Source organism: Dyadobacter sp. CY327 (assembly GCF_021390415.1).
GTDB lineage: Bacteria > Bacteroidota > Bacteroidia > Cytophagales > Spirosomataceae > Dyadobacter > Dyadobacter chenhuakuii.
The window spans coordinates 1203037-1229629 of record NZ_JAJUXJ010000001.1 but is presented as its reverse complement, the minus strand read 5'-3'; the positions used below and the strand labels follow the sequence as shown (position 1 = coordinate 1229629).

Here is a 26593-nt window from a genome sequence, read left to right as displayed (position 1 = left end):
ATGATTATTGATTACCTTTCCCAAAAAAATTAAACCACCATAAACACAGACTCAAATGAAAAAATTGACTTTTACTCTTATGTTCTTTTTTGCGGCGAGTGCTGCATTTGCACAAACGATGATCGCCAAGCAGGTTGCGGACTGGGAAAGAGCAAAAAAATACACCCAACAATATCTGGATGCAATGCCGGAAGAAGGTTATGCTTTCAAGCCCACACCTGAAATCCGCTCATTTGCGGCCCAGATGGACCATATTGCAGATGCTAACTTTGCATTTGTTTCGGCCGCATCCGGTAAAAAAAGTCCGTTTGAGGGTTCAGCAGAAAAAATGACAGATCAATCGAAAGCTGCTGTTTCTAAGGCGGTTATGGAAAGCTATGATTTTGTTATCAACACATTGAAAGGCATGACCGAAGCGGATCTTGCGAAAGACGTGAAAGTATTCGGAATGGATATGAAAGCGGGTGTTGCATTCGAAAAAGCATTCGAGCATCAGACACACCACCGCGGGCAGACAACGCCTTACATCCGTATGAAAGGCGCGACGCCTCCAAAAGAAATGTTATTCTAATCAACAAAAATGGGATCGACGAGATCCCATTTTTGTTTTGCTTCAAGCCTTTGCTTTTGACTTGATATTATAAAGGTTCAATGCAAAAAAGCTGTATAATTTCATAAACGCGGGTGGTATAACAAAGTCGCGGATCACTTCCTTCCTTCGCTGCGGCGAAGGATCTCCATCAGCCAGATATTTCAGCGCATACTTCAATCTTGGCCAGTAAGTTTTGCCATATTCTTTGGAAAACAGCAACTTATAATAGTAAGTGGCAATGTTCTTCTTCAACTTATCATCGTATTTATAGTCCAGCTCCTTATTAATGTTGGAATAAAGCTGAATACGGTTGAAAAGGAAATCAGCGCCATAATGGTTATCCGCAAAGCTTGCCCCTCCCCTGTTTTTCCTGTAAACCGACATCACTTCGTCGATATAACCAATCGGGCCACGGGTGGCAAACATGATATTTCTGGGAATATCGCCGCTGGTTGACAGGTTGGTCCACTCAGGATCAGGATGTTTGGCAAAATCCTCCCGACGGAACATTAAGCTGGAAGTCGCGATGAAACAAAGCTCGTCCTCTCCTACCAGGTCCTCCACGGTTATTTCCGGTTTTGAAAGCGTATTGACCAGATAAGGCGTCGCTGCATTGTCGTCAAAAATAACGCGGGCATTATGGTAACAAGCTGAGTAATGCGGATTTGCGTCCATCATTTCCACTTGTTTTTGAAGCTTATGCGGAGAAATCAGGTAATCGTCGCCGTCAAACTGCGCTATATATTCACCTTTGGCGGCTGCAAATGTGGCAAGTGCATTGAATTTACCATTAAGCCCCATGTTTTTCGGATGCAGCAAAAGCCTGATCTTATCTGGAAACCGTTGCTGGTAATCCTTTAATATAGCGGCCGTATTATCCTTGGAGCAATCGTCCCCTACAACAATCTCAAAAGGAAATGTAGTCTGCTGCATTAAGATCGAATCCAGCATCTGGGCTACAAACTTTTCGTGGTTGTAAGTGACAACACACACACTCACTTTTATCATATTCATTAGTCAATTGATGCACGTCTGGCTGTAAATTTAATTTTTTATTCCCGTTTTACCCGAATCATGATATTTTCCGGCCGGGATTGCCACTGTTTCAGCTCGTCAGTACAGACACTAAACTTATAACCGGATGAAATAAATTCCGTTACCCAACATTAATTTGCTATAATCTACATTTGTGAAAGTTTGATCACGACCATTTTCTTCATGTCTTCAACAGAAACCAACATCAGCAAGCCACTTTTCAGGGCTCCGCATATATTTTCCCGATTCGCCGGGCTTATCGCTGCGGAAAGCACCAGGCACGGTGGCGTAAGCAAAGCACCTTATTCATCATTGAACCTGGGCGGCTCGCAAGACGATCCTGCGGACGTGCTGGAAAACAACATTCGCTTTTTCAATGCATTAAATGTCCCGTTTGAAACCGTCGCCAAGTCGCATCAGGTGCATGATGATAAAATTTTAAATATCGAAAATCCAGGCCGGTTTGATGGTTTTGATGCGCTTATTACCAATAAAACGAACATTCAGCTAGCAGTAACGATCGCGGATTGCACCCCGCTCCTGATCTTTGATCCGGTAACCAGGAGTGTTGCTGCTGTCCATGCAGGCTGGCGCGGAACCGTAAAGGGCATTGCAGCTAAAACCATCGCTATGCTCGAAGCAGAGTTCGGCGCAGACCCGGCGAATTGCGTCGCTTACATTGGCACATGCATCGATGAATGTTCATTTGAAGTCGGCGAAGACGTTTCTGAACATTTTGAAGGAAAATATAAACGCTATGATTCTGAAAAACAGAAATATTTCGTGGATTTGAAGGCGAGCAACCGCGACCAGCTCCTGGCATCTGGGCTGTCTGAGGAGAACATAGAAGTCTCCCCTTTCTCGACGGTGCTCAACAACGAAGATTACTTTTCCTACCGCTTGGAAAAAGGTTTTACAGGAAGGCTACTGGCAACGATCGGAATGACCGACCGAGGCTAAAAAGCAGAAAGACAGCATCCTGGGATGCTGTCTTTCTTTTACTTCCATGTATTTTTATTGAGCTGGTGTTTCTACAATCGGATTTTCCTTTTCCGATGAAGATTGGGTAGCTGGTCGCGAAGCGGCGCGGCCAACGGCTGGCTTAGCATTGGTTGCTTTTACAGCGATCGGTTTAGCGGGAGCGGCAACAGCAGCTTTTGTGGATGCAGCGGCAACGAGCGCAGCAACCTTAGCAGCCTTTTCTTTCTTGCTTTCCTTTTTACCTTTGTCTTTCGATTTCAGCTTTTTCTCTTCATTCTTAGCATCCTTAGCCTGTTTTTTGGCAGTTTCCTTCTCAAACTTTGCTACTTTCTTAGCCAGTTTTTCAGCCGCCTTTTCGATAGACTTCTTTATTTTCTTGGAACCTGCAGAAACTGCAGCGATTTTGCCGGAAAGCGTTTCTGCAATTTCGGTCGATAATTTTTTTGTAGCAGATTTCATAATGTAGTTTTAAATTCTGGTAAAGTTTCTACCCGGTTGAACAAGCAAACGGCGTGTGAACGTGAGGATATATCATTGCATTTATAACCTGCAATTAATGCTTATTAAGCGATAAACACCAAATATCTCGTATTATATTTATGTTATCTTTTTGCTTACAAATTCCCAGAGTACGATTCCAGCGGATACGGACACATTAAAGGAATGCTTTGTTCCGAACTGCGGGATTTCCAGGCAGCCGTCGGCAGCGGCAATAACATTATCCGCGACGCCTTCCACCTCATTTCCAAACACAAATGCGTACGGCTTCTCCATGTTCGGAGCAAAATTTTGTAACATTACGCTCCCTTCCGCCTGCTCCACACACCACACTTCATAACCCTGAGCCTTCAACTGTTTCACCGCATCCTCGGCGCTATCGTTCTTTTCCCAATGCACCGACAACTCGGCACCAATGGCGCTCCTGGTAATTTCCCTGTGCGGGGGACTTTGGGTATAACCACATAAGATGATCTTCTGAGCCCGAAAAGCATCTGCTGTTCTAAAAAAGGAGCCAATGTTGGCCAGGCTCCGGATGTTATCAAGGACAATAACAAATGGGAATTTCTCCGATTCCTTAAATTCTTCAACCGTCAACCGGCCCATTTCTTCAATCTGCAACTTGCGCATGCGCGTTTTCATTGATGTTTCGGCAAACGTACGGGAAAGAAGCAAATTAATTTTTCAAACCCCACAAAAAAACCCCGCACGGCCAAGTGCAGGGTTCAAATCTTTTATCTGAGTCAATTATTTGATCTTTGTGATCAGTTCAACGATGTTTTTAACACCGAGTTTCTCAAAAATCCTTGCTTTGTAAGTACTAACGGTTGAGAGCTGTAGGTTGAGTTTTTCAGCTATTTTAGCGGTTCCTAATCCTTCTTTCAAAAGATTCATTACGTCCGTTTCCCGTGGCGAAAGACTTACGATCGGGTCTGGAAGAAACTCTCTTGGATTGATGAGCCTGTTGATATTCATTTGCTGCATATCTTCGCTCATGTATTTTTTATTGTTCAAAACGCTCATAACGGCTGTTTTAAACTCTTCCTCAGGCGCGTCCTTCGATAAATAACCGTCCGCACCGGCTTGGAGATACATTAAACCGTATTGCTGTTCGTCATAGCTTGAAAACATCAATATCCTTATGCCAGGAGATTTTTGACGGATGGTTTCAACCATTTTAGTCGTGTTCCCGCCGGGAATGTTGATATCGAGGATCAGAAGATCGTACGATTTCACTTCAATTTCCTGAAGTATCTTGTCAAAATCGTCGACGTCCGAAATGGTTGAGTCCGGTATCAGTGATTTGAGGAGGTGTTTGGTGCCTATTCTCACTACTGCATGATCTTCGGCAATAAGTATGTGTTTCATGTACGGGTTTGAGTCCAATTAATTAAAAAAATGCAGGTGCCAGTCTATAAAAACCAGGGAATCAACAAAAATAGCAATCAGCATTGTATTAAACATAAAAAATATCAAATTAGTATCTCAATTTTTAACAATTTTGAATAAAATCGTCTCCTGAGGGCATACTTTAAAGTAAACCATCAGTTACATACTACTAATTAGTCGTTTAGCTTTCAGATTATTTCTCACAACACACACTATTTAGGAAAAACAGATAAACTGGAAGTTTGTCTGGATATTGGAAAAAGCCACTTTTCAAAGACATTGGCTTTTCTCCCTTTTTTATACCTGGAACCGGAGCATTTATTAACCCAGACTGCCGGTCCGATATATGCGTTCTCCCTGCTCCGCCAAGATCCTCAGCATGTCATAGCCATTTTTCAATGTGTAGAAATGCCTGATAGCAGCTGGATTTCGCCTCCTAACGCTCCATTTGGCGGCATTCAATGCGGTACGGATTGCCAGGAGAGCGAGATTATCTTTTTTATAAATTGTATTAAAAAGTGGATCAATGATCGCTCAGGAAAACAGCTGACGATTAAAACTGCTCCATGCTGCTATGAACCTGATCAACAACGCTTATTACACGACGCTTATCTATATACTGGACTTATCCCCGTTCAGGCCTGCCTTAATAGTTATATTAATGTGGATGGCGATGACTTCATTGCTCACATCAGGCCGGCGGAAAAACGAAAATTCAAAAAAGCTGTTTTTGCTGGATTCAGAGCTGGGCCAGCGCATGAAATTTCATCCCAGGTTACTTATGAATTCCCGGCACACTGCCGTGAAAGTAATGGTTACCGCATGCCTTTAACATTATCTCAAATTGACATATTGAGACACACATTTCCCGAGGCATATCAGATTTTTACGGTTGTTGACCAGGAAAAGATCATCGCCCTTACCATGACGGTGCGGGTTAACGATCACATACTTTACAACTTTTTGTGCGGGGATTTACCTGACTACCGCGTTTACAGCCCGGTTGTCATGTTAATGGATCGCGTTTATCAACATTGTCAGCGGGAAAACATCAGGATATTAGACCTGGGCATTTCGCTGGATGGCAATGGTGTCCACAAGCCTTCGCTTAGCAGGTTCAAGAAAAATATTGGTGGGAAAGAATGTTTGAAAATGACTTATGAAATAACTTTCCGCTGATCAGATGCCCAAACAGTTACCATCCCGGTAAAACACGCTCGTGCACGTTTCGATGCCTACAATTGGCGCCATACCAATGAAATCCAGTCTTCGGAAACCTCTTTCTTTCAAATATTCCTTTGCTTTCTGATACCACTCACGTTCCGAATTGTCGAGGATCAGGACGCCATCATTGGTCAGATAATCGACTGCAAAATTGGCACATTTCACCCTGTTGCGTCCGTCAACAATGATAATGTTATAATGCTCGCCAGCATCCTTAACCGCCTGAATGTAAGAATCGCCCAGCGGTTTTTCGATAACTTTTGCATTGCCGGGAAGCTTTGGCTTTATAAGTTTGATCCATTCCGCATCGTGTTCCACAGCCGTAATTTGCTTCACGCGGGCACCATACCAGCGGGTAGAATTTCCAGAACCATATTCAAAAACCACGAAATCAGGCTTCAAACGCGGTTTCAAAAACAATATAAATGGATATGTATACCAGGGAAGCGGATCACCATTTGCGTCAACGGATTGTTTGGTATGAAAACTTCTGAACCAGCCGTACTGCTTCAAAGCACCGTCCAGAAAAAGCTGCACACTCCCACCCAGGCCGATCCCATTGAGCAGATCCCAGGTGTTATTTTTTATTTTTTTAATCATTTCAAATCCGACGGTTGACGCTTACCGGCACAAACGTACGAATTAATGTACTTTTCTCGCAGAATTGTCACGATGCGATCTGCTGCGCAACCATCCCATAATTCCGGGATCTGTCCTTTTTTACAATGTCCCCCCATTATCTTTCTGGCCATTTCCACCACGGATTGCGCATTCCAGTCGGGCAGCAGATGATTTGTGCCCGCTTCAACAGTGACCGGACGCTCGGTGCTTTCTCTTAATGTAATGCAAGGCACTTTCAGAAACGTGGTTTCCTCCTGAATGCCGCCAGAATCGGTGATCACCAGAGACGCGTTCTTAATCAATGTTAAAAACTCCCTGTAACCCTGCGGTTCAGTAATTTCCAGATTTTTTATTTTTTTCAAATCATGCAATAACCCTTGCGTTTCAAGGCTCTTCAATGTACGCGGGTGGATTGGGAAGATAATGGGATGCAATGCCGATAACCTTCTGATCATGTTTGCAATTTCGAACATTACCACCGCATTATCCACATTAGCTGGTCTGTGCATGGTCATTAAGATATATTCGTTTTGCCTTTCCGGTTGCCTCGCATCTTCGGTAACCTGATTCAAACAATGCAGCAGCGAATCGATCATTACATTGCCGACGAAGTGAATCTTTTCAGGCGAAATATTTTCTTTTAAAAGATTACAAACCGCCGACTTCTCCGTTACAAAAAGCTGATCTGCAATGGCATCGGTGAGAATCCGGTTAATCTCTTCGGGCATTTTCCTGTCGCCGCTCCTTAGCCCGGCTTCCACATGAACTACGGGAATATGCATTTTTACTGCCACTAGTGCGCAAGCCAGCGTGGAATTAACATCGCCCACGACCAGCACGATGTCCGGCTTTTCAATAAGGAGCACCTTTTCAAATGCAACCATTATAGCTGCCGTTTGCTGCGCGTGCGAACCATTGCTTACGCCTAAAAAATAATCCGGTTCGGGAAGTTGAAGCTGTTCGAAAAAGATGCCGGACATCCGGAAATCATAATGCTGGCCGGTGTGGACGATCAGGGAATTGATATCCGGATAGAGTGTGAAAGCGCGGTGCAGCGGCGCGACTTTCATAAAATTGGGACGTGCCCCAACGATATTGATTACTTTCAAGAAATAGTGTGTTTAATTAAGGAAGCAAAGTTATCACAAACATTCAGAGGAACTAATCGGGCTCCGCGGTTAGGCTATCTTCTGGTTTTTGTCTTAATTTTGCCTTGTTAATCATTGCACCTTCATGGGGATAATTGTACGTCAGGGTTTTAAAAGTTCAATCGTTTCTTACGTCGGGGTTGTCATCGGCATTTTTAACATCCTCATCCTCTATAACCAGTTTCTGACCCAGGAACAATTAGGTTTGTACGCTTCCACCCTGCTTACTTTTCCTGTCATTTACATGTCGTTTGCGCTGCTGGGCGTTCCGTCTGTCGCCGTGCGGTTTCATAGCCGGTTCCAGGATCATGAGTCGCGGAGGCAGCTTTTCACCTTTATCATCATTACGCCATTGGTCGGGCTGGCCGCTTTTGTGGTGCTATATCTGCTTTTCAAGCCGCTTTATCTTAAATTCTACCTTGACCATTCTCCTATGCTGGTCAAGTATTATTACGTTTTTATCCCGCTCACCGTGGGAATGGTTTATCTGCTGGCGCTGGAATCTTATTCGCGAATTAATTTACGTATTGCGGTTCCTTCCCTCATCCGCGAGGTCGGGTTGCGGCTTTTTAACAGCGCGGTGGTCATCATGTTTGGTTATAAAATCATCACTTTTGATACGATGGTGAACCTCACCGTGCTGAGCTACGGACTTGCCATTGCGGCCATGCTGATCTATCTGCACCTGCAAAAACGCCTTTATACCAGGCTGGATTTTGGCTTTATAAAACACCCAGCGTTCAAAGAAATGTATCGTTACGGGCTCTGGGTTTTGCTTGGCGGGGCCAGTGCCGCATTGCTTCCGCATATTGAAAAAGTCCTTTTACCTGCATTCAAAGGCGGTCTGGGCAGCACTGCCATTTTCGACATTGCCTCGCGGATCGCACTGGTCATTTCCATTCCCAGAAATGCCATTGTGATGATCAGCGCGCCGATTATTTCAGAAGCTTATACGCGCAACGACATTGCGCACATTGACACGATCTATAAAAAATCCTCGCTTAACCTCTTCATTATCGGCTCCTTCCTGTTCCTGGGCATATGGACCAACATTGATGCTATTTTTGGTATTATTCCAAAATCAGACATTTACTCGCAAGGCAAATGGGTCGTGTTAATGGTCGGCATTTCCCGAATCGTTGATATGATGACCGGCCTGAATACGGAAATCCTGACCAATTCGAAATATTATCGCTACGACATTGTTTTCATGTTGTTTTTCACGATCCTGATCTTATTCAGCAGCCAGTTCCTGATCCCGCTTTACGGCTTTAATGGTGCGGCTGCCGCGGCGCTCTTCTCCACGGTCATTTATAATTTTGTCAAATTGTTTTTTATCAGACAAAAACTTGGCATTCAACCCTTCACACTGGGAACATTCAAGGTAATATTGCTGGGGACTGTTGCCTATTTGGTCGCTCACTACATGCCGTTTCCCGAATCTGATGACCTGATTTCCACGGTAGTGATCATTCTGGCCCGTTCGGTTATTGTTACAGTGATTTTTGGTGGCGGAATCCTGCTCTGGAATGTATCAGAGGACATTTCGGCGGGCTTCGGAAGTGGCTGGAAATTAATTAAGACAAGTATTCTGAGGATAAAATAAGAGACCGTTATCTTTGAAGCATTAAAACAGATCCATTTCTGATGTCGTTAAAGGAAAAAATAATTGCCGGCGTTCTCAAACAGCCATATAGTTTATATCAATTGACCACCTACGATCCGACCAAACCGGTCAATATGGTCGTGGGAAGCATGTACTCGCTTTACAAAGGCTGGATACATTCTGATATTGAGACACTTAACTTGCTGAAAGAAAGTGATTGGCAAAAATATTTTAACGAAAATTCAATTGATAAAATCCTTGCCGAGCACGTCTGGGAACATTTGACACTGGAAGAAGGACAGCTCGCATTCAAACATTGCCATACTTATCTCAAACCCGGTGGTTTTCTGAGAGTTGCGGTTCCGGATGGTTTTAATCCCAGCGAAGAATACATCAATTATGTAAAGCCCGGCGGCACGGGAAACGGAGCAGATGACCATAAGTTGCTCTACAATTATCAAATCATGTCGCGCTCACTCGAAGCTGTTGGTTTTACAGTAAAATTGCTCGAATATTTTGATGAAGAAGGCCAGTTTCACAAGTCGCCCTGGAAGCCGGAAGATGGCATGATCAGGCGCTCGGCGGACCACGACAGCCGTAATGCTGGCGGAAAACTGGGTTATACTTCTTTGATCATCGATGCTTATAAAAGCTAACAATGAGTTTGCCCGCCAGTCTTGCCCCTATCGTGTTGTTTTGTTTCAATCGCCCTGCGCATTTGCAGCAAACGATCGAGGCGCTGCAACAGAACATACTGGCAACGGAAAGCGAACTGATTATTTACTCGGACGGGCCCCGGAATAAGTCCGATGAAACCCTAGTAGCGGATGTAAGGACTTATCTGACCTCTATTACTGGTTTCAAGCACATTAAGATCCATCATTCAGAGCAAAATAAGGGCTTGGCGGCTTCTGTGATCCGAGGCGTTACCGAAGTGCTGAACCAGTTTGAAAAGGTGATTGTGCTGGAAGACGACATGCTTACCGCGCCGGATTTCCTGGTTTTTATGAATGAGGCGTTAGCTGCATTCGAATCGCGTAAAGACGTTTTTTCAGTAACGGCTTACGGCCCGCCGATCTCTTTTCCGGCACATTATAAAGAAGACCTCTATCTCGCACCGCGCGCAAGTTCGTGGGGCTGGGGAACCTGGCGGAGCAAATGGAATAAGGCCGATTGGGAAGTTACAGCGTTTGACAAGCTGGAAAAGGATAAAACTAAAAGAAATCAGTTTAAATCAGGCGGAGAAGATCTCTGGCCCATGCTGGTAAAGCAACAGCGAAAAGTAATCGATTCCTGGGCGATCCGCTGGACTTACAGCCAGTTTCTGAATGATGCATATGGCGTATATCCGGTGCATTCGAAAATCAGGAACATTGGCACAGACGGTAGCGGGACGAATTTTACATTTAAAACGGGCTATTATGGCTCGGAAGTGAGCGACAGCAAAATCCGGATCGACCCGAACATTGTGCCTGATCATCAGGTTATTCAGGCATTTGCGGATTATTACAAACTTCCGCTTGCATTAAAGATCAAGAACCGGATCAAATACCGGATCTGACGAAACAGAAATTATATGTATTGGCTGCGCTATTTACTGAAAGAACCTTTCAACGCCTTGCGGACCTCAACCAACCGTGAGTTTATGGGTCTGCTATTGAAATATGGCAACAGTCGCAGGCATACGCGGACGCAGGTTGAATTTGGAAATTCAAAACTGACCGTGCCCGATACAATGTCGTTTCTCTGGCAGCATAAGGAGATTTTTGCTGATGAATTTTATTTTTTTGAGTCAAAAAATCCTGAGCCGGTCATTTTCGATTGTGGGGCCAATGTTGGGATGAGTGTTTTATATTTCAAAAAGCTTTTCCCAAAATCACACATTACGGCCTTCGAAGCGGAACCTGAAATCGCCGCATTGCTTCGTGATAACCTGAGGAATAACAACATTAATGATGTTAAGATCATTGATAAGGCTGTCTGGATGAATGATGAGGGCATTTGGTTTGGGAGCGAATCGGCAGATTCTTCCTCCATTTATTCCAGTGCTGAAAAGAAAAAAATTGCTTCAATCCGTTTAAAGGACTTTCTCCTGGCCGAAAAGCGCATTGATTTTCTGAAAATCGACATTGAAGGCGCTGAGAAAGAAGTGCTCAATGACTGCCGCAACGCCCTGGGCCATGTTCAGAATTTATTTGTCGAATTCCACTCCTACATCGGCAATCCGCAGGGACTGGCAGAAATCATCCGCATCTTCGAAGAAAACAACTTCCGTTATTACATCGACACCAACCAGCACCGCCTAAAACCCTTCACCAACTACCGCTACCGAGGCAACGACGTCATGGATTTACAGCTAAATATTTTCGGCTGGCGGGAGTAGGCGCTTGATAAATAGCTGACATTTCATGGAAACTTGAGATCACAAATTGTGATCTCAAAGAAGTCCCTAACCTACCTAGCGTAAGGGTTCGGCGGGAAAATGTGTATTTGGAAACCTTCACGTTTCATTGCATCCATTACTTTTTGTGAAGGTAATTTCTTGAAAATCACGGCGCACAGCACTTGTGACGGCATGAGCGAGAATTTGATCAGGAAGTCGTGCAATGCCAGTTTCCGTTTGATTTTTCGAAATGCGGGGGACGAATCGTCAGCTTTGTCTTTGGCGTAGGATGGGTGGTAATAGTTGTTGTTGATGCCTTTGAATGCGACGGCTGGCAGGCCCATTCCGTTCGCTAGTTTATCCATTTCCCGCTCCGAAAGCTTGAAAACATAGTTGCCTACTTCCTCAAAAGAATAGCGGTTCTTCCAATATTTTTGAAGCAGTTTCGTATCAAAACGATCGAAAATGTTCCGTAATGCCAACAAAAACGGCATTTTTGAGATCGGATCATGTGGCTCTACCAGGATGACTGCTTCCCTGGCGACCCGCAGCATTTCATAAACCCCCAGATAAGGCCTTGGAAAATGGTGATAGGCTTCCTTGCAAAAGATGTAATCGTAAGTGTCGTCGCCAAAGCTCAGTTTCTCAACATTCTCGACCGAATAATGATCAAAAAAGCCTCTGGCTTGCGATAATGGCAGAAATGTGCCGGAAATGTCTGTGGCAGTGGTGTCCAGGCCCTGGCGGAAAAAGTAGTTGGCGTCGAAACCATACCCATCGCCGATGGTAAGCCAGGATTTTTTTTCCAGAGTAAATGGCGCGGTTAATTCAAGCTGCCTGCGGTGGATCCAGTGATTGATCGTTTTGTGCTGTTCGTCGTACTCCCAGTTTTCTATCGCCTTGTCCTTTGCCTCCTGAGTAGCATACTGCACCTCATACCAACCTGAATGCGCCTCATGGCTTTGCTTTTCCGTAGACATTTTACCTTGATTACTATTTTTTGATAAAGATACTTTTAAGCATAAAATTTATTTAACCACAGAACTATTTAATTTTACCCTCTTACAATCGCAGGGCATTCAATTCTTATAACTCTCAAACAACGATCGCAGTAAATGGTGCTTCACCTCAGCAATTTTCACCTGGAAGGAGGAGCGGGCGTTGCCGCCACGCGATTGCACCGGGCGCTGCTGAAATCAGGCACAGAATCGAAGTTGCTGGTGTCCGGTTTATCGGCCGAAGAGCCGGGCGTTGCCGGACTTTCAAGCACAGCATTGCAGTCAAAACTAGCCTGGGTGCGGTTTGTTGGCGAGAGGCTTTATTTTTATCCGCAGGAGCGCGATGCATCTGTGCGATTTGCGTTCTCGCCGGCTGAGATTGGTGCCGATATCAGCAACAATCCCTGGGTGCAGGAAGCGAATATCATTCATTTACATTGGATTAACTTCGGATTTCTGTCCCTGGATTCGCTTGACAAGCTTTTTGCGTTGGGTAAACCAATCGTCTGGACGTTGCATGATATGTGGACATTTACAGGCGGGTGTCATTACAGCCGGGGTTGTGAAAACTTCCTGACGCATTGTCATTACTGCCCTTATCTGGCCAAACCAGACGCATACGACATATCTTTCGCGCAGTTTGAGCGGAAGCGCTCCATTTATAAAAATACCCGGATGGCACTGGTTTCCCCAAGCCAGTGGCTGGATTCTCTGGTAAAAAAGGCCGCATTAACGGGAGCTAAAAAATCATTGAGCATTCCTAACTGCATTGATACGGAATTGTTCAGGCCTTTTGAAAAACTTGCTATCAGAAGAAAACTCAACCTGCCTGAATCAAAAAAGCTGATCCTATTTGCCGGCGCCAACATTGGTGACCCGCGAAAAGGCTTTATGTTTTTCAGACAGGCTTTGGAAAAAAAAGGCTTACCGACCAGCGATATCGAAATACTGGTGCTTGGAAAAGCAAATCCCGATTTGATGGCTTCGTTTCCTGTGCCGGTCCATTATCTGGGGAAAATTTCGGATCCTAATGCCATGGTGGAAGCCTATAATGCGGCTGATATGATCGTGGTGCCTTCCCTGGAAGACAACTTGCCCAATACGATCATGGAGGCTATGTCCTGCGGCACGCCGGCTCTCGGATTTGCCACTGGTGGCATTCCTGAAATGATCGACCATCAAGTCAACGGATACATTGCATTGCAAGGGTCGGCACAGTCGCTTGCGGAAGGAATCGAGTGGATTTTGAATCCTGAAAACAATGCTGAATTGCCCGGTAAGGCACGTTCCAAAGTTTTGCAAACATATAGCGAGCGCGTCGTAGCGGATCAATACCAACAATTATATCACACACTGCTCGCAAATGAATGATTTCCCGCTGCTCACGATCGTTACGATCACATACAATGCCGGACCATTTCTTGAACGCACGCTCCAAAGTGCCCGGCACGCGCTGAGCAACATGGCCGCTCCGGAAGCTGTGGAGTATCTGATCATTGACGGGAAATCCAATGATACTACGCTGCAAATCGCTGATAAACATTCATTTATATCCAAAATAGTTTCGGAGTCTGACCGCGGTTTGTATGATGCCATGAACAAAGGCCTTGCACTGGCGAGCGGAAAATATGTGTGGTTCCTGAATGCAGGGGATGAAATTTATGATGCTAATGTTCTGAAAAACCTCATTTCCGCATTCGGATCAGATGCTGATGTGTATTATAGCGATGCAATGCTGGTTCGCGAAAATGGCGTTGAAATAGGTATGCGGAGTGAATTCACACCGCATTCGCTGCCCCGGGAATTGAAATGGCAGGATTTTGCATTGGGTATGAAAGTTTGCCATCAGGCGTTTATCGCCAAAAAGTCCATTGCCCCACCCTATGACATTAACAATCTCAGCGCAGACATTGATTGGGAAATTGAATGTTTGAAACGGGCAGAGCGGATTCAGTTCATTGAAAACCCACTTTGCCGCTATCTGGTTGGCGGGCTATCCGTACAAAATCACCGCCGTTCACTAATTGACCGATTTTATGTTTTACGAAAACATTTCGGTCTGGCCGCATCTCTGTATAATCATATCCGCATTTTTGTGCGTGGAACGCAGTTTGCCCGGTCTAAAGGCAAATATTGGTAGGCGTTTCCTCCTCTTTTGAACAAGAATAAATAGTGTCGTTTCTGAGCCACACCAGTTACAATATTTTGTTATTGTACTGAAAACCATATTTTTGTTTCGATGTTTTCTATTCTAATTATTTCTAGTAATCATGAAAAAAAATCTACTATTAGCCATGTTATGCTTGCTGAGCACGTGGATGTCCGTCTATGGGCAGAGTGTTCAGATTACCGGTAAAGTTACAACGGACAGTGACGATGCGCCGCTGCCGGGTGCAACGGTTCACATCAAAGGATCGACCATTGGAACACAAACCGACGCTGATGGAAACTACACAATCAGCGCGCCTTCGTCAAGTTCTGTTATCATTTTCAGTTTTGTGGGGTTAACTGCGCAGGAAGTGACTGTCGGCAGCCGAAGTGTGATCGATGTAAAACTGTCAACCGATACGCGCAGTTTGAGCGAAGTGGTCGTGACAGGTTTCGGATCACAGATCAAGCGCGATCTGACGGGTAACATTGCGCAGGTGAAAGGCACGGAAATACAGAATATGCCTGTTGCAAGCGTGGATGCAGCTTTGCAGGGACGTGCGGCGGGTGTTTATGTCAATAGCGGCTCGGGAAAGTTAGGCCAGGCGATCAATGTCCGTATCCGCGGAAATTCATCAATCAGCGCAAGCAGCCAGCCATTGTATGTGGTGGATGGCATGCCCATTACAACGTCCGATCTGAGTAGCAGCACTGGTGGCGCCACCAACCCGCTGTCCGACATTAATTCCAACGACATCGAATCCATAGAAATCCTGAAAGATGCTTCTGCGGGCTCTATTTACGGTTCCCGGGCTGCTAATGGGGTTGTTTTGATCACAACCAAGCGTGGTAAGGCGGGAAAAACCAATGTTAGTATCAATTATCAGCAGGGATCTTCGGAAGCAACACGGCGCGTGCAATTTTTGAATGCAGATGAGTACGTAAAGTTCTATACGGCCGCGGCCCTTAACAGCGACCGGATAGATGAATACGACCCCAGCGATCCGGAGTCGAATACGGCCTATTTCCTGGATAACCTAAACCGTTACAGTCTGGGAACTGCCAACACACCTCAGCAGAAAAACTACCCCTGGCAGGATCAGGCCTTCACCAAAGGCGGCATGCAGCAGCTTGATTTCCAGCTGAATGGAGGAAATGATAAAACGAAATTTTTCCTTTCAGGTCAATATCTGGATCAGAAAGGAACCATCATCGGCAATGAGCTGGACAGGCTTTCAACACGCATGAACCTGGATCACCAGGCGTCCAACTGGTTGCAAGTCGGCTTATCAATGGGTTTGGCGAGAACGGTTAACAAGCGCTTGCCGGGTGACAATTCATTCTCGAATCCGCTTCAAATGTCTGCATTAACGCCATTAACCCCATTTACAGATCCGGAAACGGGTTTGCCGATTGGTACGCCGCCGGGAGATGTGAACCTGCCCCTATATTTCAACCCGATGATCTCGGTTAAATATTCGAACTTCACGGCCACATCATTCCGGAACCTTACCAATGCTTATGCACAGATCAACATTCTGCCTTCGCTGAAATTCCGGACCGAGCTGGGTGTTGATTTATTAAATCAGAATGAAGAGAGCTATTACCAAAGCCAGAACCTGCGTAATGTAGATGAGGCGGTGAATGGATTGGGCGAAAACTTCGGCACGTTTGTAACCAACTACAACACCAACAATTTCTTCACTTTCGACAAAGTATTTGACATCCATAGCATTAGCGCAACATTGGGTATGTCCTATCAGGATTCCCAAACGAAAGAAAACTTCATTGCAGGAACACAGTTTCCCTCGAACTCATACAAAAAGATCGCGAGTGCGGCCACGAAGTCGGACGGAAGTTCTACCGAAACCAATTATCGTTTCCTATCCTACTTCTTACGCTTCAATTATAAGTTATCTGAAAGATATCTGCTGGCTGCCAGCGCCCGTATCGACGGTTCTTCGCGATTTGGAGCGAATTCTCGTTATGGGTTTTTCCCTTCTGTATCCGCAGGCTGGGTGCTCACGGAGGAAAACTTTTTGAAAGAAAATAATACGCTGAGCTTCCTTAAACTGAGAGGAAGCTATGGTTCTACAGGAAACTCAGAAATCGGTGATTTCCCGCAACTCGGATTGTTTTCAGGAGATGCGGGTTATGGCGGTGCAGCCGGGCAGCGTCCTTCACAGCTGGCTAACCCGAATTTGAAATGGGAAACAACGAAGCAGGCTGATATAGGTCTTGATTTCGGCTTGTTCAACAACCGTATCAATGGTGAAATTGATTATTATATTAAAAAAACCAATGGTCTGTTACTGGAAGTAAATGTTCCAGCAACTTCGGGCTTTGCTATCCAGGTTGCCAATGTAGGCAAGCTGGAAAACAAGGGCTTCGAATTCGTACTGAATACACAGAACATTGTGGGCGCATTCAAATGGACCACTTCATTTAACATTGCCAATAACAAAAACAAGGTCACAAACATCCAGAAACAAATCATCGAAGGCGGGATTTCCAATATGAGCCGGGTGATGGAAGGTGAGGCTGTGGGTGTGTTTTACACCGTTGAATATGCCGGTGTCGACAAAGCAAACGGCGATGCGCTATTCTACAAAAACACAGAAGAAGCCAATGGCAACATTGACAGATCAACAACCTCTTCCTACAACAGCGCACGTCGGGTAGTTGCGGGTAATCCAAACCCTAAATTTGTAGGCGGGATCACCAACACATTCTCTTACAAAGGATTAGACCTGACAATTTTCCTGAATGGTGTTGCCGGAAATAAAATTAATTTTTATGGTGTAGGCCAATATGCTTCCGCCAACGGGATCTATGAAGACAACCAGACAGTGGATCAGCTTAATTCCTGGACTCCGCAAAACACCGATACAAATGTACCGGAGGCGCGTTTTTACAAAGGAAATGGTAACGAGGCATCTACGCGTTACATTTATGACGGCTCATACTTACGCTTGCGAACCATGACATTGGGATACAATTTACCTTCCAACATTGTGAGCCGGATCAAGATGGACCGTGTCCGTGTGTATGTATCCGCCATGAACCTGGCCACCTGGACCAATTACAAAGGCTGGGACCCCGAAGTAAGCACGGATGACATTCCCGTAAGAGATTTGAAATTCGCACTTGGAAACGACTTTTATACACCGCCTCAGCCACGCACGTTGCTCTTCGGTGTTAACATTGGTTTCTAATTGCATTCAGCCATTTATTCTAAAATCATGAAAAGAAAAATATTCATATATAATGTGGCATTAGCCGCCGGGTTGTTTTTTACGAGTGCCTGCGATAGCAAACTGGACGTTGACCCAACACAAAGTATCGACGAAACGGCCGCGTTAAGCACATCGAAAGACGTAGAAGTGACGCTGATCGGCTGTTACGACGCTTTGCAGGATGTTGACGTTTATGGTGGCGCTTTTCAATACGCCTCCGAGCTTCTGGGCAATAATGATGAGATCGCCTTCGGCGGGACATTCAGGAATATGCTCGAAATATCTGCCAGACAGCTTACTACACAAAACCTGACTGCCGAATTGATCTGGCGCGACTCCTATATTGCGATCAACCGCTGCAACAATGTGCTGTCAGCGCTGAGCATTGTGGACGAAGAAAAGCGGGCACGCATCGAAGGCGAGGCGAGATTTATCCGCGGTTCGTTGTATTTCGACCTTGTAAGATTGTATGCTAAAACCTGGGGAGACGGAGATAACGCAACGAATCCCGGCGTTCCGCTCGTGCTCAAACCAACACGCGTTGTGACTGAGGAAGATAAGCTGGCGAGAAACTCAGTGGCCGAAGTGTACGCGCAGGTTTTGGAAGATTTGAATGCTGCAAAATCGCTGCTACCCGAATCTAACACCATTTACGCGACAAAATATGCCGCATCGGCTCAGCTTTCGAGGGTTTATTTACAGCAAAGCAATTTCGCTTTGGCGCGGGATGAGGCTAATGCCGTCATTGCATCAGGCAAATACACCCTGAACAGCGACTTTGAATCACTATTCTACACCTTCTTAAACAATGGTGGCGCCAATCCTGCTGAATATATTTTCGCGATGGTTGTGACCCAACAAGACGGTGTAAATGATTTAAACACATTTTTCGGAACTACCATTGATGACATTCCGGGAACGGGCGGACGCGGCGATATCCGTATTCTGAATAAGCACAGGGCACTTTATGAAGCAGGCGACAAGCGCGGCGAATTTTTCCTGACGCCAACCAACAATACATATACGCAAAAGCATCTTGACAATTTGGGCAATGTATTGCAGTTCCGTTTGGCCGAAATGTATCTCACACGGGCGGAAGCAAACTTCCGGCTCGGAACTGTCGTAGGCGCGACGCCGCTAGCCGACATTAACCGCATCAGGGCCAGAGCAGGACTGAAAGCGACAACGGCTGTAACATTGGCTTCTGTCCTGAAAGAGCGCCACTTAGAACTTGCTTTTGAAGGCCTGGCGCTCCATGATGCAAAACGGAATAAGCAAAACATCAGCACAATCCCCTATAATTCGCCCAGACTGATCTTCCCTATCCCGCAACGCGAGATCGATGTAAATCAGAAACTGGTTCAGAATGAGGGCTATAATTAAGGGATTTGACAAAAGGTCATTTCAAGAATAATAGAAAAACCACTTCTGCCTGGAAGTGGTTTTTTTAGTGCCTTATACAAAAACAAATGTATGATGCTATTACTGCCAGCTGATCCAGGATTTGGCATCTTTTGCGCTGACCATATCATACGTTGATGAAGAAGTCTGGATAAGATAGTAGCCGCTCGGTTCATATAGCAACTTAGCAGTTTCTACTGCGGGGCCTGTTGCGGGAGCCTTACCTAACGTTCCTGCATCACGGAAAATGATACGGCCATCGCTGGCAAAAGTCGGTGTATCGGGCGCAAAACCGTAAATAAGTCTTAGCGCATCATCTTTAAAAAATATTGGACCAAAAAGGTCATAAGTTGCATCATATCCAGGCTGGTAAATGACAAAAGCGTATTGCGCCCCATCTTCTGTTAGGTCTTGTATTTTAAATGCATCGTCGACGCCATTTACATGAAATCCTTGCAGTGAACGCCAGTCTCCGCCGGATTCAATCGGCTCTTGCCACCATCTTCTGGATGCCGCCAGATCCACGGATAGCGGCTTGGTGGCACTTACTACGGTTCCTTTCAAACCAGCCCCGGTAACCCCGACCTGGCCCGCATTGGCATTCCATGTTACATTTGTAAAGCCGTTGATGGTTTGTGAACCATTGACCAGTGGCGAGGAGAATGCCACACCTGCCTCTGTAAAGTAATAATTGCTGGTAAAAACTTTGGGTATGTTTCCATCGAGCCAAGTCATTTTAATGGTGCGCGTACTTGGGCTTAATGTAATTTCATAAGTTACATTTCCCAAAGTAACCCTTTTGAAATAGGCCTGATACTTTGTGATATTATTGAACAAAGCGCCTTTTGCCAGGTTACCCGCCGCATAAGATGCTGCCTGTGCCTGGGTTGCTTTGGTCAAAACAAGTCTGCTGTTATTTTTCCTGCCAACAAGTGTAATCGATTCCGATTTAACCGAATCCGGGAAGATGCTGAACTCGAAATCAGACAACAGCCCGTCGCCGCGCACACCGCCATTTACCTCCTCGTCCGGATCAGACAGAATGTGGAGATAGGAATAGGTATCAAAGATCAGAACCGGCGTTTGCACTGCTTTCAGGCGGTAACTGCTTTCCTTTGGTTTGGCAGCAGACTCATCGGAAAAATCGGAGTACATGGTGACGCGGTTCTTAGCATCAAATTTGAAATGAAAACCGTAAGTCCCGCCACCGCCAGGATAAATGACTGCATTCCAGCCATATGGAGACTCCACAAGTTGCTTTTCGTAGGATGTCAGCGCTGCGTTCAGTCGCGCATCGGCTGTTTCTTCAAACAATGTGTCGTCGTTATTTTCACAAGCCGTGAGAGAGACGCATAAAAACAGCAGATATAAAATGGATTTTTTCATCCGGAAATATTTTGAAATACAATTAAAAAAGCTTGTTCATTGATCCCCTAACCCTGTTTTGCAGGCTGTAAAAATCAATTTTCCAGGTGTTTTTATAATAAGCGACCACAATCGCTTCCTTTTGTCTTAATGCCGCTTGTGCCTGCGCTTTGGTGGTCCCCCGCGGGCTGGTGCCTTCGGGAATAGCATTTACAATTTTGTCAAAACCGGCTTTCCCTTCCGTCAGCATCATGGCGATCATTTCCACAAAATCCTCATCGAAATTCAGCGAACTGTAAGCCGTAATGAAGCCATCCCGGCGCGCATCATTATCCGACCAGTTGATCCAGTTTCCGCCTTGGTATAATGATCTTGAAACGGCTTTATATTCAACAGGGTAAAGAACAGTCTGATGCAAAATGTGACCAAATTCGTGATGGATCGTATGTAAAAACCAGTCTTTCACAAAGGACGAATCCCGGGCCGCATCATATCCGGCCATTCCCTTTATCTTGAAAAGATTCACCCCGAATAATACAACCTTACGGCCGCCCTCGGCCGTTCCGAGCGTGATCGAGCCTTCTGCATTATACTCGTTACTGCCGGATAGAATGAAGAATTTGGGCGAAAATTTGTTATAAAAAACTTTCCCTGCTTCCTGCACATACGGCATAGTCCAGGCTTTTTTGATGGTGCTAAGCAGCGGCACAACCTGTGACTCGTCCGGCGGAACGAGCGTTTTGGTAATGTTACCAAATTCAAACTGGTCCCATTTGTACTTGGCCGAAATGTTATAAGGTGTTACAAGACTGTCCAGGATCCATTTATCGATCGGTCCCTGCACCCATTCGTCACCTCCGAGGCCTGGAATATCTTCCGCCTCCCCTATTTCCTCCTCCTTGCAGCTGCTAAATCCCACCGTCAGGAACAATGCTGCGAAGAATAATTTATGTAACTGTTTTATCATCATATCATTAAATGCTTAGGATCATCGCTTGTTTTGTTCAATGCCTGCCAATGTAGCGGATTGTGGAATTTGTAAAATTCGTCTCGGATCATTGGCCTGAACCGTGAGCGTGCCGCCATTAACCGTTTGGTGGGTCACGGGCAGCGCATAACGCTGCAAATCGAACCAGCGCATGCCTTCCTGAACGAATTCGACGCGTTTGAAAGACAAGATTGTACTAATGATCCCGTCCCGGAGATTGACCGGCCCAAAAAACCTGCGGATACTCGCGGCTGTAACAGTATGCTTAGCAGGCTGATAGCCGCCGACACGCTTACTCACAAATAAATTCAGATCCGCCAGGGAAGCGGCGGTATTGCCCAGGAATGCATTGGCCTCGGCGCGGTTGAAAAGCACTTCCTCCGCCGTGAAAATCGGCAACATGACATAGGGCTGCCCAATTTCCGCATTGACGGATTCTCTTACAAAATATTCATTCAGTTTAGGGATGAGATAATTGTTATCTCCCTGGGAATACAATGGATAAGACCATCCCGGCGAATCATTGATAATGTTTTCACTTGCTGAAATTTCCTGCCATTTCTGGAAATTCATTCCAAAACGATAACGCGCAACATGTCTTCCGAAAAGGGAAGCAGTTTCTACGAGCATCAGGTTAGCATTCTGACTTGCTCTTGAATAAGTGTTGTAAAGTTCCTGTGGCGAAAGACTGGAATAGGTTGTGTTCCAGGGGCGGAGGTTATCCACAATGCTGCTGCCCGGAAAAACGGCATTGGCATACTGCACCACCTTGGGATAATCCCTTTTTACCAGATAAAAACGCGCCGCAAATGCATTCGCTGCTGCCCGGTTGAAATGGTATTTCGGAATGGTGTATGAGCCGTCACTGATCAGCGGTAAACCTTCAACCAAATCCTGCTCAATTTTTTGATACACACTGGAAACGGTGCCTCTTTCGTATTTTTTCAATACAACCGTTTCAGGTTCAGTAACATAGGGAACGCCCGGCTCTGTATTCGGCTGGCTGGGATCGAAAAATTTGCTGAAAAAATTGACCAGCATGAAATGTGCATAAGCCCGCGCCACCAATGCTTCACCCCGCTGGGCATCATACTGCGACGGATTTGAAGATTTGCTGATAATGTCCAGCGCCTGATTAGCAACAGAAATAGCGCGGTAACATTCCGCCCAGTATTGGTCGGGAGAATCTTGTTCATCGACCGTGGCCTCCACTTCTTCAAAAAGAAAAGATGCGCGGTTCGTCTTATCGTCTTCGCCAATGCCCTTGTCTGCAACATTATCGCTCATAGACTCCGCAAAAACAACATAACCTCCTTGCGGATAAGCTGTTGTAAGCAACTGAGAAACCTGTTGCGGCGTGTTGATCGTGGCCCTGGTACTATCCGGTTCTGTTGAAAGAAATTCTTCGCAACCCGCCAGCATAAAGAGCGGCAGAGCGAAAAGTATCTTTTTAAAAATTTTAGTCTTGTTCATATTCAAAAACTTAAAATCATCCATACTGATTACCCCCTTCACGATCATAATGTCAGTTTGAGTGCCACCGTGAATTGCTTCTGGATCGGCTGGGCCACACCACCCGAGTTGAAAAACTCAGGATCCTGTCCTTTCAATTTTTTATCCGCATAAATCAACCATGGATTGATCGATGACAGCTGAATGCTCGCTCCTTTGAAACCGTATCTTGCAGCAACCACCAATGGGACTTTATATGCCAGTGAGACAGATTTCAATCTGATAAAATCCCCTCTGGCAACGCGCTCGGTTGAATAATTATAGATGTTATAGGGATATGTTCCTGACAGATATTGCTTTTCAAGCATATCGCTGATGGATGGAACAGTTGTTACGCTTTCATCACCTGCCATTACCCACCGATCCAGGAATTCCCTCGGCATGGCATCCAGATCGCTGAATGTGTCCTTGTAAAGCGGGTTGAGGCGAATTTTGTTTCCGGCCTGATACGTTATAAACACATTCAGCGACAGATCTTTATAAGTTAATGTGTTATTAAAACCACCTGTAAATGGTGGGTCAACCGGCCCTTCATATTTAAGGTAACCTACATTCTGATCTTGCAGATAAACATCCGAACTGACTTCACCATTTTCGTTCAAAAAGATAGGCACGCCCGTTGTCGGATTCAGTGCGTCATATTTAATCGAGAATAAACTCCGAACGGGCCTTCCTTTTACATTGGCGCCTTCTGCTTTGACAAGATCAAAGATGCCGGGGCTGTTATCCACATTCGTGATCTGCGTGCGGGCATAACCCACCGTCACACGCGAGCGGAAATCCCAATCTTTGTTTTTAAATAAAACGCCATCCAAAGAAAAATCCACACCATAGGATTGCATATCGGCGTAGTTGGCCACTTTATAAATCTGCCCTCCTATCCCCGACGTCTTGATTTGATCGATCAGGTCAAAGCTGTTGCGAATGTAACCGTCCACGCTCAGGTTTATGCGATTAGCCAGAAAGCCAAGATCCAATCCCACGTTTCCGCTGTAAAGCTTCTCCCAGGTCAGCTCTGTGTTTTCGAGAGACGCAAGCTGTATAGCAGACTCTTTTTCATCACCATAAGGGCGTCTGGTAATGATGCTCTGGAACAATGCTGCTGAGTTTGTTGCCGGACCTGTGTCCGCAGAAAGCCCATAACTCGCGCGCAACCGACCCATACTGAGCCATTTAAACCTTTTGATAAAATTCTCACGGTCAAAATTCCAGGAACCTGCTACGGTGTACGTTGGCAGCCAGCGTGCTATTGCCGACTTTCCGAAGCCGTTGGAACCATCGTAGCGGACATAACCTGTGAAATTGTACTTGTCGTCTAATGTATAACCGGCGCTTCCGTAAAATGCAGCGAAACGCTCGTAATCCATCCGCATGCCGTAATATTGGAAATTGGCCTCAATGGTCTGTTTCAAGATCCGGTAATCCACAAACGGCGTCCCACCCTGCCCATATTGAAAGCCGTAACCGGTGTTATTGGAATTTTGCCGGTTAGTATATTTAATTTCCTGCCCCGCCAGCACATTGACAGCGTGCCTTTCATTAAAAGTTTTATTGTATCTGATGTTGTTACGAATGTTATAAAACAACATTTGATCCTCGTTCCGGTTGTAGAAACCACCGCTGGGGAGCACAACCACAGGATATGCATTGGGCACATCGGGATCGGTGTAGAGATATTTGTTGGCTAATGCAATCGTCGAATTATCCGCCGCGCGATATGCATTGGCCATATTGGAATTTTCGGTGATAATGTGCTCGCGGCCCGTTTGAATGTAGCGCAACGCACCTATAAAATCATAGGTAATGTTATCCGTGATTTTATAAGAAAAATCGCCCTGCAATTTGATATCGGCCAGATTAAGCTTGATCCGGTTGTTTTCCAGCTCCGATACAATGTTGAATGGTGCGAAGTTTCTTCTGAAAAATTCCAGGTTTCCATTTTCGTCATAGGCAGTCAGCGTCCGGCTCGTATTGAGCGCATAACTGAAAGGATTAATGTCGAAATCCCTGTCAAACTTGCCTTCGACCGGATTGCTTCTCCGGCTCAGCGAACCAGGCGCTTCCTGTCTTCTTACGGAAGCAAGCGTCAGCAGCCCGAGCGTAATTCTCGGTGAAAGCTGGTAATTGTTTTTAAAGTTTAATGTGTATCGCTTGACCTTATCAGCAATTGTCCAGCCATTATCATCGAGATAACTGGTTGATACATAAGATTGTGATTTGTCTGTCCCAAATGAAACGCTTACAGAATGTTCCTGAATGAAGTTTTGCTTGAAAAGGACATCAAACCAGTCGGTGTTGGTCCGGGCGTATCCCAGCAAGAAATTCCGCTTCGCTTCCTGCGTATTGGCAAGGGGAAAATTTCCCTGATCGTCGCCTGCGAGGGAATTGTAATATTTGCCATAAACACCATAATCAGGCTTGGAAAGGACGCTGGAAGTAAGGAAGCCTTTTCTTTCGAGCTCACCCAGCACAGACATTTGCTGAGCGGAGTTCATAATATTGAAATTCCTGTAACTGGGAGTCAGCTGCGTGCTGAAATTCCCGGAATAGGTAATGACAGGCTTGCCGCTTTTCCCTTTTTTCGTAGTGATCACGATTACACCATTCATGGCGCGCGCACCATAGAGTGCGGCAGCGGCGGCGTCTTTAAGAATGTCAAATGTCTCAATATCAGCCGGGTTAACCCCTGCCACTGCAGAACCCAGCAATGTTGTAGGATCGCCGCTTGAAAGCTGATCATTGGAAATATTAACAATATCTTCCTGCACGACACCGTCAATCACCCATAGTGGCTTGTTATCGCCATTCAATGAAGTTGCACCGCGAATCCGCACTTTGGGTGCAGCGCCGAATGTTCCGGAAACGTTTTGGACAGAAACCCCTGCTGCACGTCCTTCGAGCATCCGGCTAACATCGGGCAGACCGTCGATCTTGACATCGTCCGTTTTTAATGTTACAGCCGATCCTGTAAATTTATTTTTGTCAATTTGCTGAAAGCCAGTTACTACCACATCCTGCAATCCCACTGCATCCTCGGCGAGTTCGATAGAAACACTTCGCGCAGCTTTCACCTCTTTGGGCAAAAATCCGATCATTGTCACAACCAGCGTGGCACCCTCATTCACTCCTTGCAGCACAAACTCACCTTTTTCGTTCGTTACCGTGCCTTTTTGCGTTCCTTTCACCCGGACTGTGGACCCAACAAGCGTTTCCCCGGTCGTGCTTTTGACAACGCCCTTAATGTCAATATCCGCAGTGGATATTGTATTTGAAAAAACAGAAATTGTACTGGAAAGGAAAACGAAGAATGCAAGCAAAAATGAAAGCCGACTCAGGCCACTGATCCGATAGAGAACATTCATATAAAACAAAGTATAAGTCTAACGCAAATTAATGGGTTTCCGCCAGGACGGATTTAATGATTAATTATCTCAATAATACGCAGAAAAACGGAACGATATGGAGGGG

At 45.5% G+C, this 26593-nt stretch carries 23 protein-coding genes; 12 read left to right on the top strand and 11 right to left on the bottom strand.

All coding sequences use genetic code 11. From position 1 onward, the window contains the following. Nucleotides 1-55 precede the first annotated feature (55 nt). Complete coding sequence (locus LZG74_RS05205; RefSeq protein ID WP_233795537.1) at nucleotides 56-571, top strand: DinB family protein; 516 nt, start codon at nucleotides 56-58, stop codon at nucleotides 569-571. A gap of 42 nt (nucleotides 572-613) precedes the next feature. On the opposite strand, the gene LZG74_RS05200 is transcribed toward LZG74_RS05205, so the two are convergent. Continuing rightward, a complete protein-coding gene (locus LZG74_RS05200) occupies nucleotides 614-1600 on the bottom strand; it encodes a glycosyltransferase family 2 protein (RefSeq protein WP_233795536.1) in 987 nt (328 codons plus the stop codon). A gap of 210 nt (nucleotides 1601-1810) precedes the next feature. Between LZG74_RS05200 and pgeF the strand changes: the two genes are divergently transcribed. Further along, on the top strand, nucleotides 1811-2587 hold the full coding sequence (pgeF, locus tag LZG74_RS05195; RefSeq protein WP_233795535.1) for a peptidoglycan editing factor PgeF: 777 nt from the start codon (nucleotides 1811-1813) through the stop codon (nucleotides 2585-2587). A 54-nt stretch (nucleotides 2588-2641) separates the two neighbouring features. Here the strand turns inward: pgeF and LZG74_RS05190 are convergent, their stop codons facing one another. The 3 genes from LZG74_RS05190 to LZG74_RS05180 form a co-directional block, all read right to left on the bottom strand. Further along, nucleotides 2642-3067, bottom strand: a complete 426-nt coding sequence (locus LZG74_RS05190) for a histone H1/H5 family protein, HCT subfamily (protein ID WP_233795534.1) — start codon at nucleotides 3065-3067, stop codon at nucleotides 2642-2644. A 138-nt stretch (nucleotides 3068-3205) separates the two neighbouring features. Further along, entirely contained in the window at nucleotides 3206-3748 is a 543-nt protein-coding gene (locus LZG74_RS05185; protein ID WP_233795533.1) for an RNA methyltransferase, read from the bottom strand. Nucleotides 3749-3853: 105 nt separating this feature from the next. Further along, on the bottom strand, nucleotides 3854-4474 hold the full coding sequence (locus tag LZG74_RS05180; protein WP_233795532.1) for a response regulator transcription factor: 621 nt from the start codon (nucleotides 4472-4474) through the stop codon (nucleotides 3854-3856). A gap of 595 nt (nucleotides 4475-5069) precedes the next feature. Between LZG74_RS05180 and LZG74_RS05175 the strand changes: the two genes are divergently transcribed. Both LZG74_RS05175 and LZG74_RS05170 read left to right on the top strand, forming a co-directional pair. Beyond that, nucleotides 5070-5327 (top strand): hypothetical protein, encoded by a 258-nt coding sequence (locus tag LZG74_RS05175; RefSeq protein WP_233795531.1) that lies wholly within the window; start codon nucleotides 5070-5072, stop codon nucleotides 5325-5327. 20 nt (nucleotides 5328-5347) lie between these two features. Next, nucleotides 5348-5674 carry a GNAT family N-acetyltransferase gene (locus LZG74_RS05170; RefSeq protein ID WP_233795530.1) on the top strand — a complete coding sequence of 109 codons (327 nt, stop codon included), beginning with the start codon at nucleotides 5348-5350 and terminating at the stop codon, nucleotides 5672-5674. Here LZG74_RS05170 and LZG74_RS05165 read toward each other — a convergent pair whose 3' ends face one another. Both LZG74_RS05165 and wecB read right to left on the bottom strand, forming a co-directional pair. Beyond that, on the bottom strand, nucleotides 5675-6319 hold the full coding sequence (locus LZG74_RS05165) for an FkbM family methyltransferase (protein ID WP_233795529.1): 645 nt from the start codon (nucleotides 6317-6319) through the stop codon (nucleotides 5675-5677). After that, nucleotides 6316-7449: a non-hydrolyzing UDP-N-acetylglucosamine 2-epimerase gene (gene wecB, locus LZG74_RS05160; protein ID WP_233795528.1), complete on the bottom strand. Its 1134-nt coding sequence runs from the start codon at nucleotides 7447-7449 to the stop codon at nucleotides 6316-6318. The genes LZG74_RS05165 and wecB overlap by 4 nt, the downstream gene beginning before the upstream one ends. Before the next feature lie 124 nt (nucleotides 7450-7573). Between wecB and LZG74_RS05155 the strand changes: the two genes are divergently transcribed. The 4 genes from LZG74_RS05155 to LZG74_RS05140 are packed head-to-tail and all read left to right on the top strand — an operon-like array spanning nucleotide 7574 to nucleotide 11477. Then, the gene (locus LZG74_RS05155) at nucleotides 7574-9094 is read left to right on the top strand and encodes a lipopolysaccharide biosynthesis protein (protein ID WP_233795527.1); all 1521 of its coding nucleotides are present in this window, start codon (nucleotides 7574-7576) and stop codon (nucleotides 9092-9094) included. Between the two features lie 41 nt (nucleotides 9095-9135). Further along, a complete protein-coding gene (locus LZG74_RS05150; protein ID WP_084439632.1) occupies nucleotides 9136-9750 on the top strand; it encodes a methyltransferase domain-containing protein in 615 nt (204 codons plus the stop codon). Between the two features lie 2 nt (nucleotides 9751-9752). After that, nucleotides 9753-10655: a glycosyltransferase family 2 protein gene (locus LZG74_RS05145; RefSeq protein WP_233795526.1), complete on the top strand. Its 903-nt coding sequence runs from the start codon at nucleotides 9753-9755 to the stop codon at nucleotides 10653-10655. Between the two features lie 15 nt (nucleotides 10656-10670). Beyond that, nucleotides 10671-11477, top strand: a complete 807-nt coding sequence (locus tag LZG74_RS05140) for an FkbM family methyltransferase (RefSeq protein WP_233795525.1) — start codon at nucleotides 10671-10673, stop codon at nucleotides 11475-11477. 71 nt (nucleotides 11478-11548) lie between these two features. On the opposite strand, the gene LZG74_RS05135 is transcribed toward LZG74_RS05140, so the two are convergent. Further along, nucleotides 11549-12457, bottom strand: a complete 909-nt coding sequence (locus LZG74_RS05135; protein WP_233795524.1) for a class I SAM-dependent methyltransferase — start codon at nucleotides 12455-12457, stop codon at nucleotides 11549-11551. 135 nt (nucleotides 12458-12592) lie between these two features. On the opposite strand from LZG74_RS05135, the gene LZG74_RS05130 reads away from it, so the two are divergent. The 4 genes from LZG74_RS05130 to LZG74_RS05115 all read left to right on the top strand — a co-directional run bounded on the left by LZG74_RS05130 (nucleotide 12593) and on the right by LZG74_RS05115 (nucleotide 19242). Further along, nucleotides 12593-13846 carry a glycosyltransferase family 4 protein gene (locus tag LZG74_RS05130; RefSeq protein ID WP_233795523.1) on the top strand — a complete coding sequence of 418 codons (1254 nt, stop codon included), beginning with the start codon at nucleotides 12593-12595 and terminating at the stop codon, nucleotides 13844-13846. Further along, on the top strand, nucleotides 13839-14615 hold the full coding sequence (locus tag LZG74_RS05125; protein ID WP_233795522.1) for a glycosyltransferase: 777 nt from the start codon (nucleotides 13839-13841) through the stop codon (nucleotides 14613-14615). The genes LZG74_RS05130 and LZG74_RS05125 overlap by 8 nt, the downstream gene beginning before the upstream one ends. Nucleotides 14616-14745: 130 nt before the next feature. Continuing rightward, nucleotides 14746-17838 (top strand): TonB-dependent receptor, encoded by a 3093-nt coding sequence (locus LZG74_RS05120; protein WP_233795521.1) that lies wholly within the window; start codon nucleotides 14746-14748, stop codon nucleotides 17836-17838. A gap of 27 nt (nucleotides 17839-17865) precedes the next feature. Further along, nucleotides 17866-19242, top strand: a complete 1377-nt coding sequence (locus LZG74_RS05115) for a RagB/SusD family nutrient uptake outer membrane protein (protein WP_233795520.1) — start codon at nucleotides 17866-17868, stop codon at nucleotides 19240-19242. Nucleotides 19243-19341: 99 nt separating this feature from the next. On the opposite strand, the gene LZG74_RS05110 is transcribed toward LZG74_RS05115, so the two are convergent. Genes LZG74_RS05110 through LZG74_RS05095 form a run of 4 tightly spaced genes read right to left on the bottom strand, consistent with a single transcriptional unit; the run spans nucleotide 19342 to nucleotide 26487 of the window. Beyond that, complete coding sequence (locus LZG74_RS05110; protein ID WP_233795519.1) at nucleotides 19342-20646, bottom strand: DUF4302 domain-containing protein; 1305 nt, start codon at nucleotides 20644-20646, stop codon at nucleotides 19342-19344. Between the two features lie 22 nt (nucleotides 20647-20668). Next, nucleotides 20669-21595 (bottom strand): putative zinc-binding metallopeptidase, encoded by a 927-nt coding sequence (locus LZG74_RS05105; RefSeq protein ID WP_233795518.1) that lies wholly within the window; start codon nucleotides 21593-21595, stop codon nucleotides 20669-20671. A gap of 18 nt (nucleotides 21596-21613) precedes the next feature. Next, a complete protein-coding gene (locus tag LZG74_RS05100; RefSeq protein WP_233795517.1) occupies nucleotides 21614-23086 on the bottom strand; it encodes a RagB/SusD family nutrient uptake outer membrane protein in 1473 nt (490 codons plus the stop codon). Between the two features lie 44 nt (nucleotides 23087-23130). After that, nucleotides 23131-26487: a SusC/RagA family TonB-linked outer membrane protein gene (locus LZG74_RS05095; RefSeq protein ID WP_233795516.1), complete on the bottom strand. Its 3357-nt coding sequence runs from the start codon at nucleotides 26485-26487 to the stop codon at nucleotides 23131-23133. Nucleotides 26488-26593 lie beyond the last annotated feature (106 nt).

Excerpts from the sequence above, each read along its gene's own strand:
- LZG74_RS05205 (WP_233795537.1), top strand. The coding sequence starts at position 56 with ATGAAAAAATTGACTTTTACTCTTATGTTCTTTTTTGCGGCGAGTGCT.
- LZG74_RS05200 (WP_233795536.1), bottom strand. The coding sequence starts at position 1,600 with ATGATAAAAGTGAGTGTGTGTGTTGTCACTTACAACCACGAAAAGTTT.
- pgeF (WP_233795535.1), top strand. The coding sequence starts at position 1,811 with ATGTCTTCAACAGAAACCAACATCAGCAAGCCACTTTTCAGGGCTCCG.
- LZG74_RS05190 (WP_233795534.1), bottom strand. The coding sequence starts at position 3,067 with ATGAAATCTGCTACAAAAAAATTATCGACCGAAATTGCAGAAACGCTT.
- LZG74_RS05185 (WP_233795533.1), bottom strand. The coding sequence starts at position 3,748 with ATGAAAACGCGCATGCGCAAGTTGCAGATTGAAGAAATGGGCCGGTTG.
- LZG74_RS05180 (WP_233795532.1), bottom strand. The coding sequence starts at position 4,474 with ATGAAACACATACTTATTGCCGAAGATCATGCAGTAGTGAGAATAGGC.
- LZG74_RS05175 (WP_233795531.1), top strand. The coding sequence starts at position 5,070 with ATGAACCTGATCAACAACGCTTATTACACGACGCTTATCTATATACTG.
- LZG74_RS05165 (WP_233795529.1), bottom strand. The coding sequence starts at position 6,319 with ATGATTAAAAAAATAAAAAATAACACCTGGGATCTGCTCAATGGGATC.
- LZG74_RS05155 (WP_233795527.1), top strand. The coding sequence starts at position 7,574 with ATGGGGATAATTGTACGTCAGGGTTTTAAAAGTTCAATCGTTTCTTAC.
- LZG74_RS05150 (WP_084439632.1), top strand. The coding sequence starts at position 9,136 with ATGTCGTTAAAGGAAAAAATAATTGCCGGCGTTCTCAAACAGCCATAT.
- LZG74_RS05145 (WP_233795526.1), top strand. The coding sequence starts at position 9,753 with ATGAGTTTGCCCGCCAGTCTTGCCCCTATCGTGTTGTTTTGTTTCAAT.
- LZG74_RS05140 (WP_233795525.1), top strand. The coding sequence starts at position 10,671 with ATGTATTGGCTGCGCTATTTACTGAAAGAACCTTTCAACGCCTTGCGG.
- LZG74_RS05135 (WP_233795524.1), bottom strand. The coding sequence starts at position 12,457 with ATGTCTACGGAAAAGCAAAGCCATGAGGCGCATTCAGGTTGGTATGAG.
- LZG74_RS05130 (WP_233795523.1), top strand. The coding sequence starts at position 12,593 with ATGGTGCTTCACCTCAGCAATTTTCACCTGGAAGGAGGAGCGGGCGTT.
- LZG74_RS05125 (WP_233795522.1), top strand. The coding sequence starts at position 13,839 with ATGAATGATTTCCCGCTGCTCACGATCGTTACGATCACATACAATGCC.
- LZG74_RS05120 (WP_233795521.1), top strand. The coding sequence starts at position 14,746 with ATGAAAAAAAATCTACTATTAGCCATGTTATGCTTGCTGAGCACGTGG.
- LZG74_RS05115 (WP_233795520.1), top strand. The coding sequence starts at position 17,866 with ATGAAAAGAAAAATATTCATATATAATGTGGCATTAGCCGCCGGGTTG.
- LZG74_RS05110 (WP_233795519.1), bottom strand. The coding sequence starts at position 20,646 with ATGAAAAAATCCATTTTATATCTGCTGTTTTTATGCGTCTCTCTCACG.
- LZG74_RS05105 (WP_233795518.1), bottom strand. The coding sequence starts at position 21,595 with ATGATGATAAAACAGTTACATAAATTATTCTTCGCAGCATTGTTCCTG.
- LZG74_RS05100 (WP_233795517.1), bottom strand. The coding sequence starts at position 23,086 with ATGAACAAGACTAAAATTTTTAAAAAGATACTTTTCGCTCTGCCGCTC.
- LZG74_RS05095 (WP_233795516.1), bottom strand. The coding sequence starts at position 26,487 with ATGAATGTTCTCTATCGGATCAGTGGCCTGAGTCGGCTTTCATTTTTG.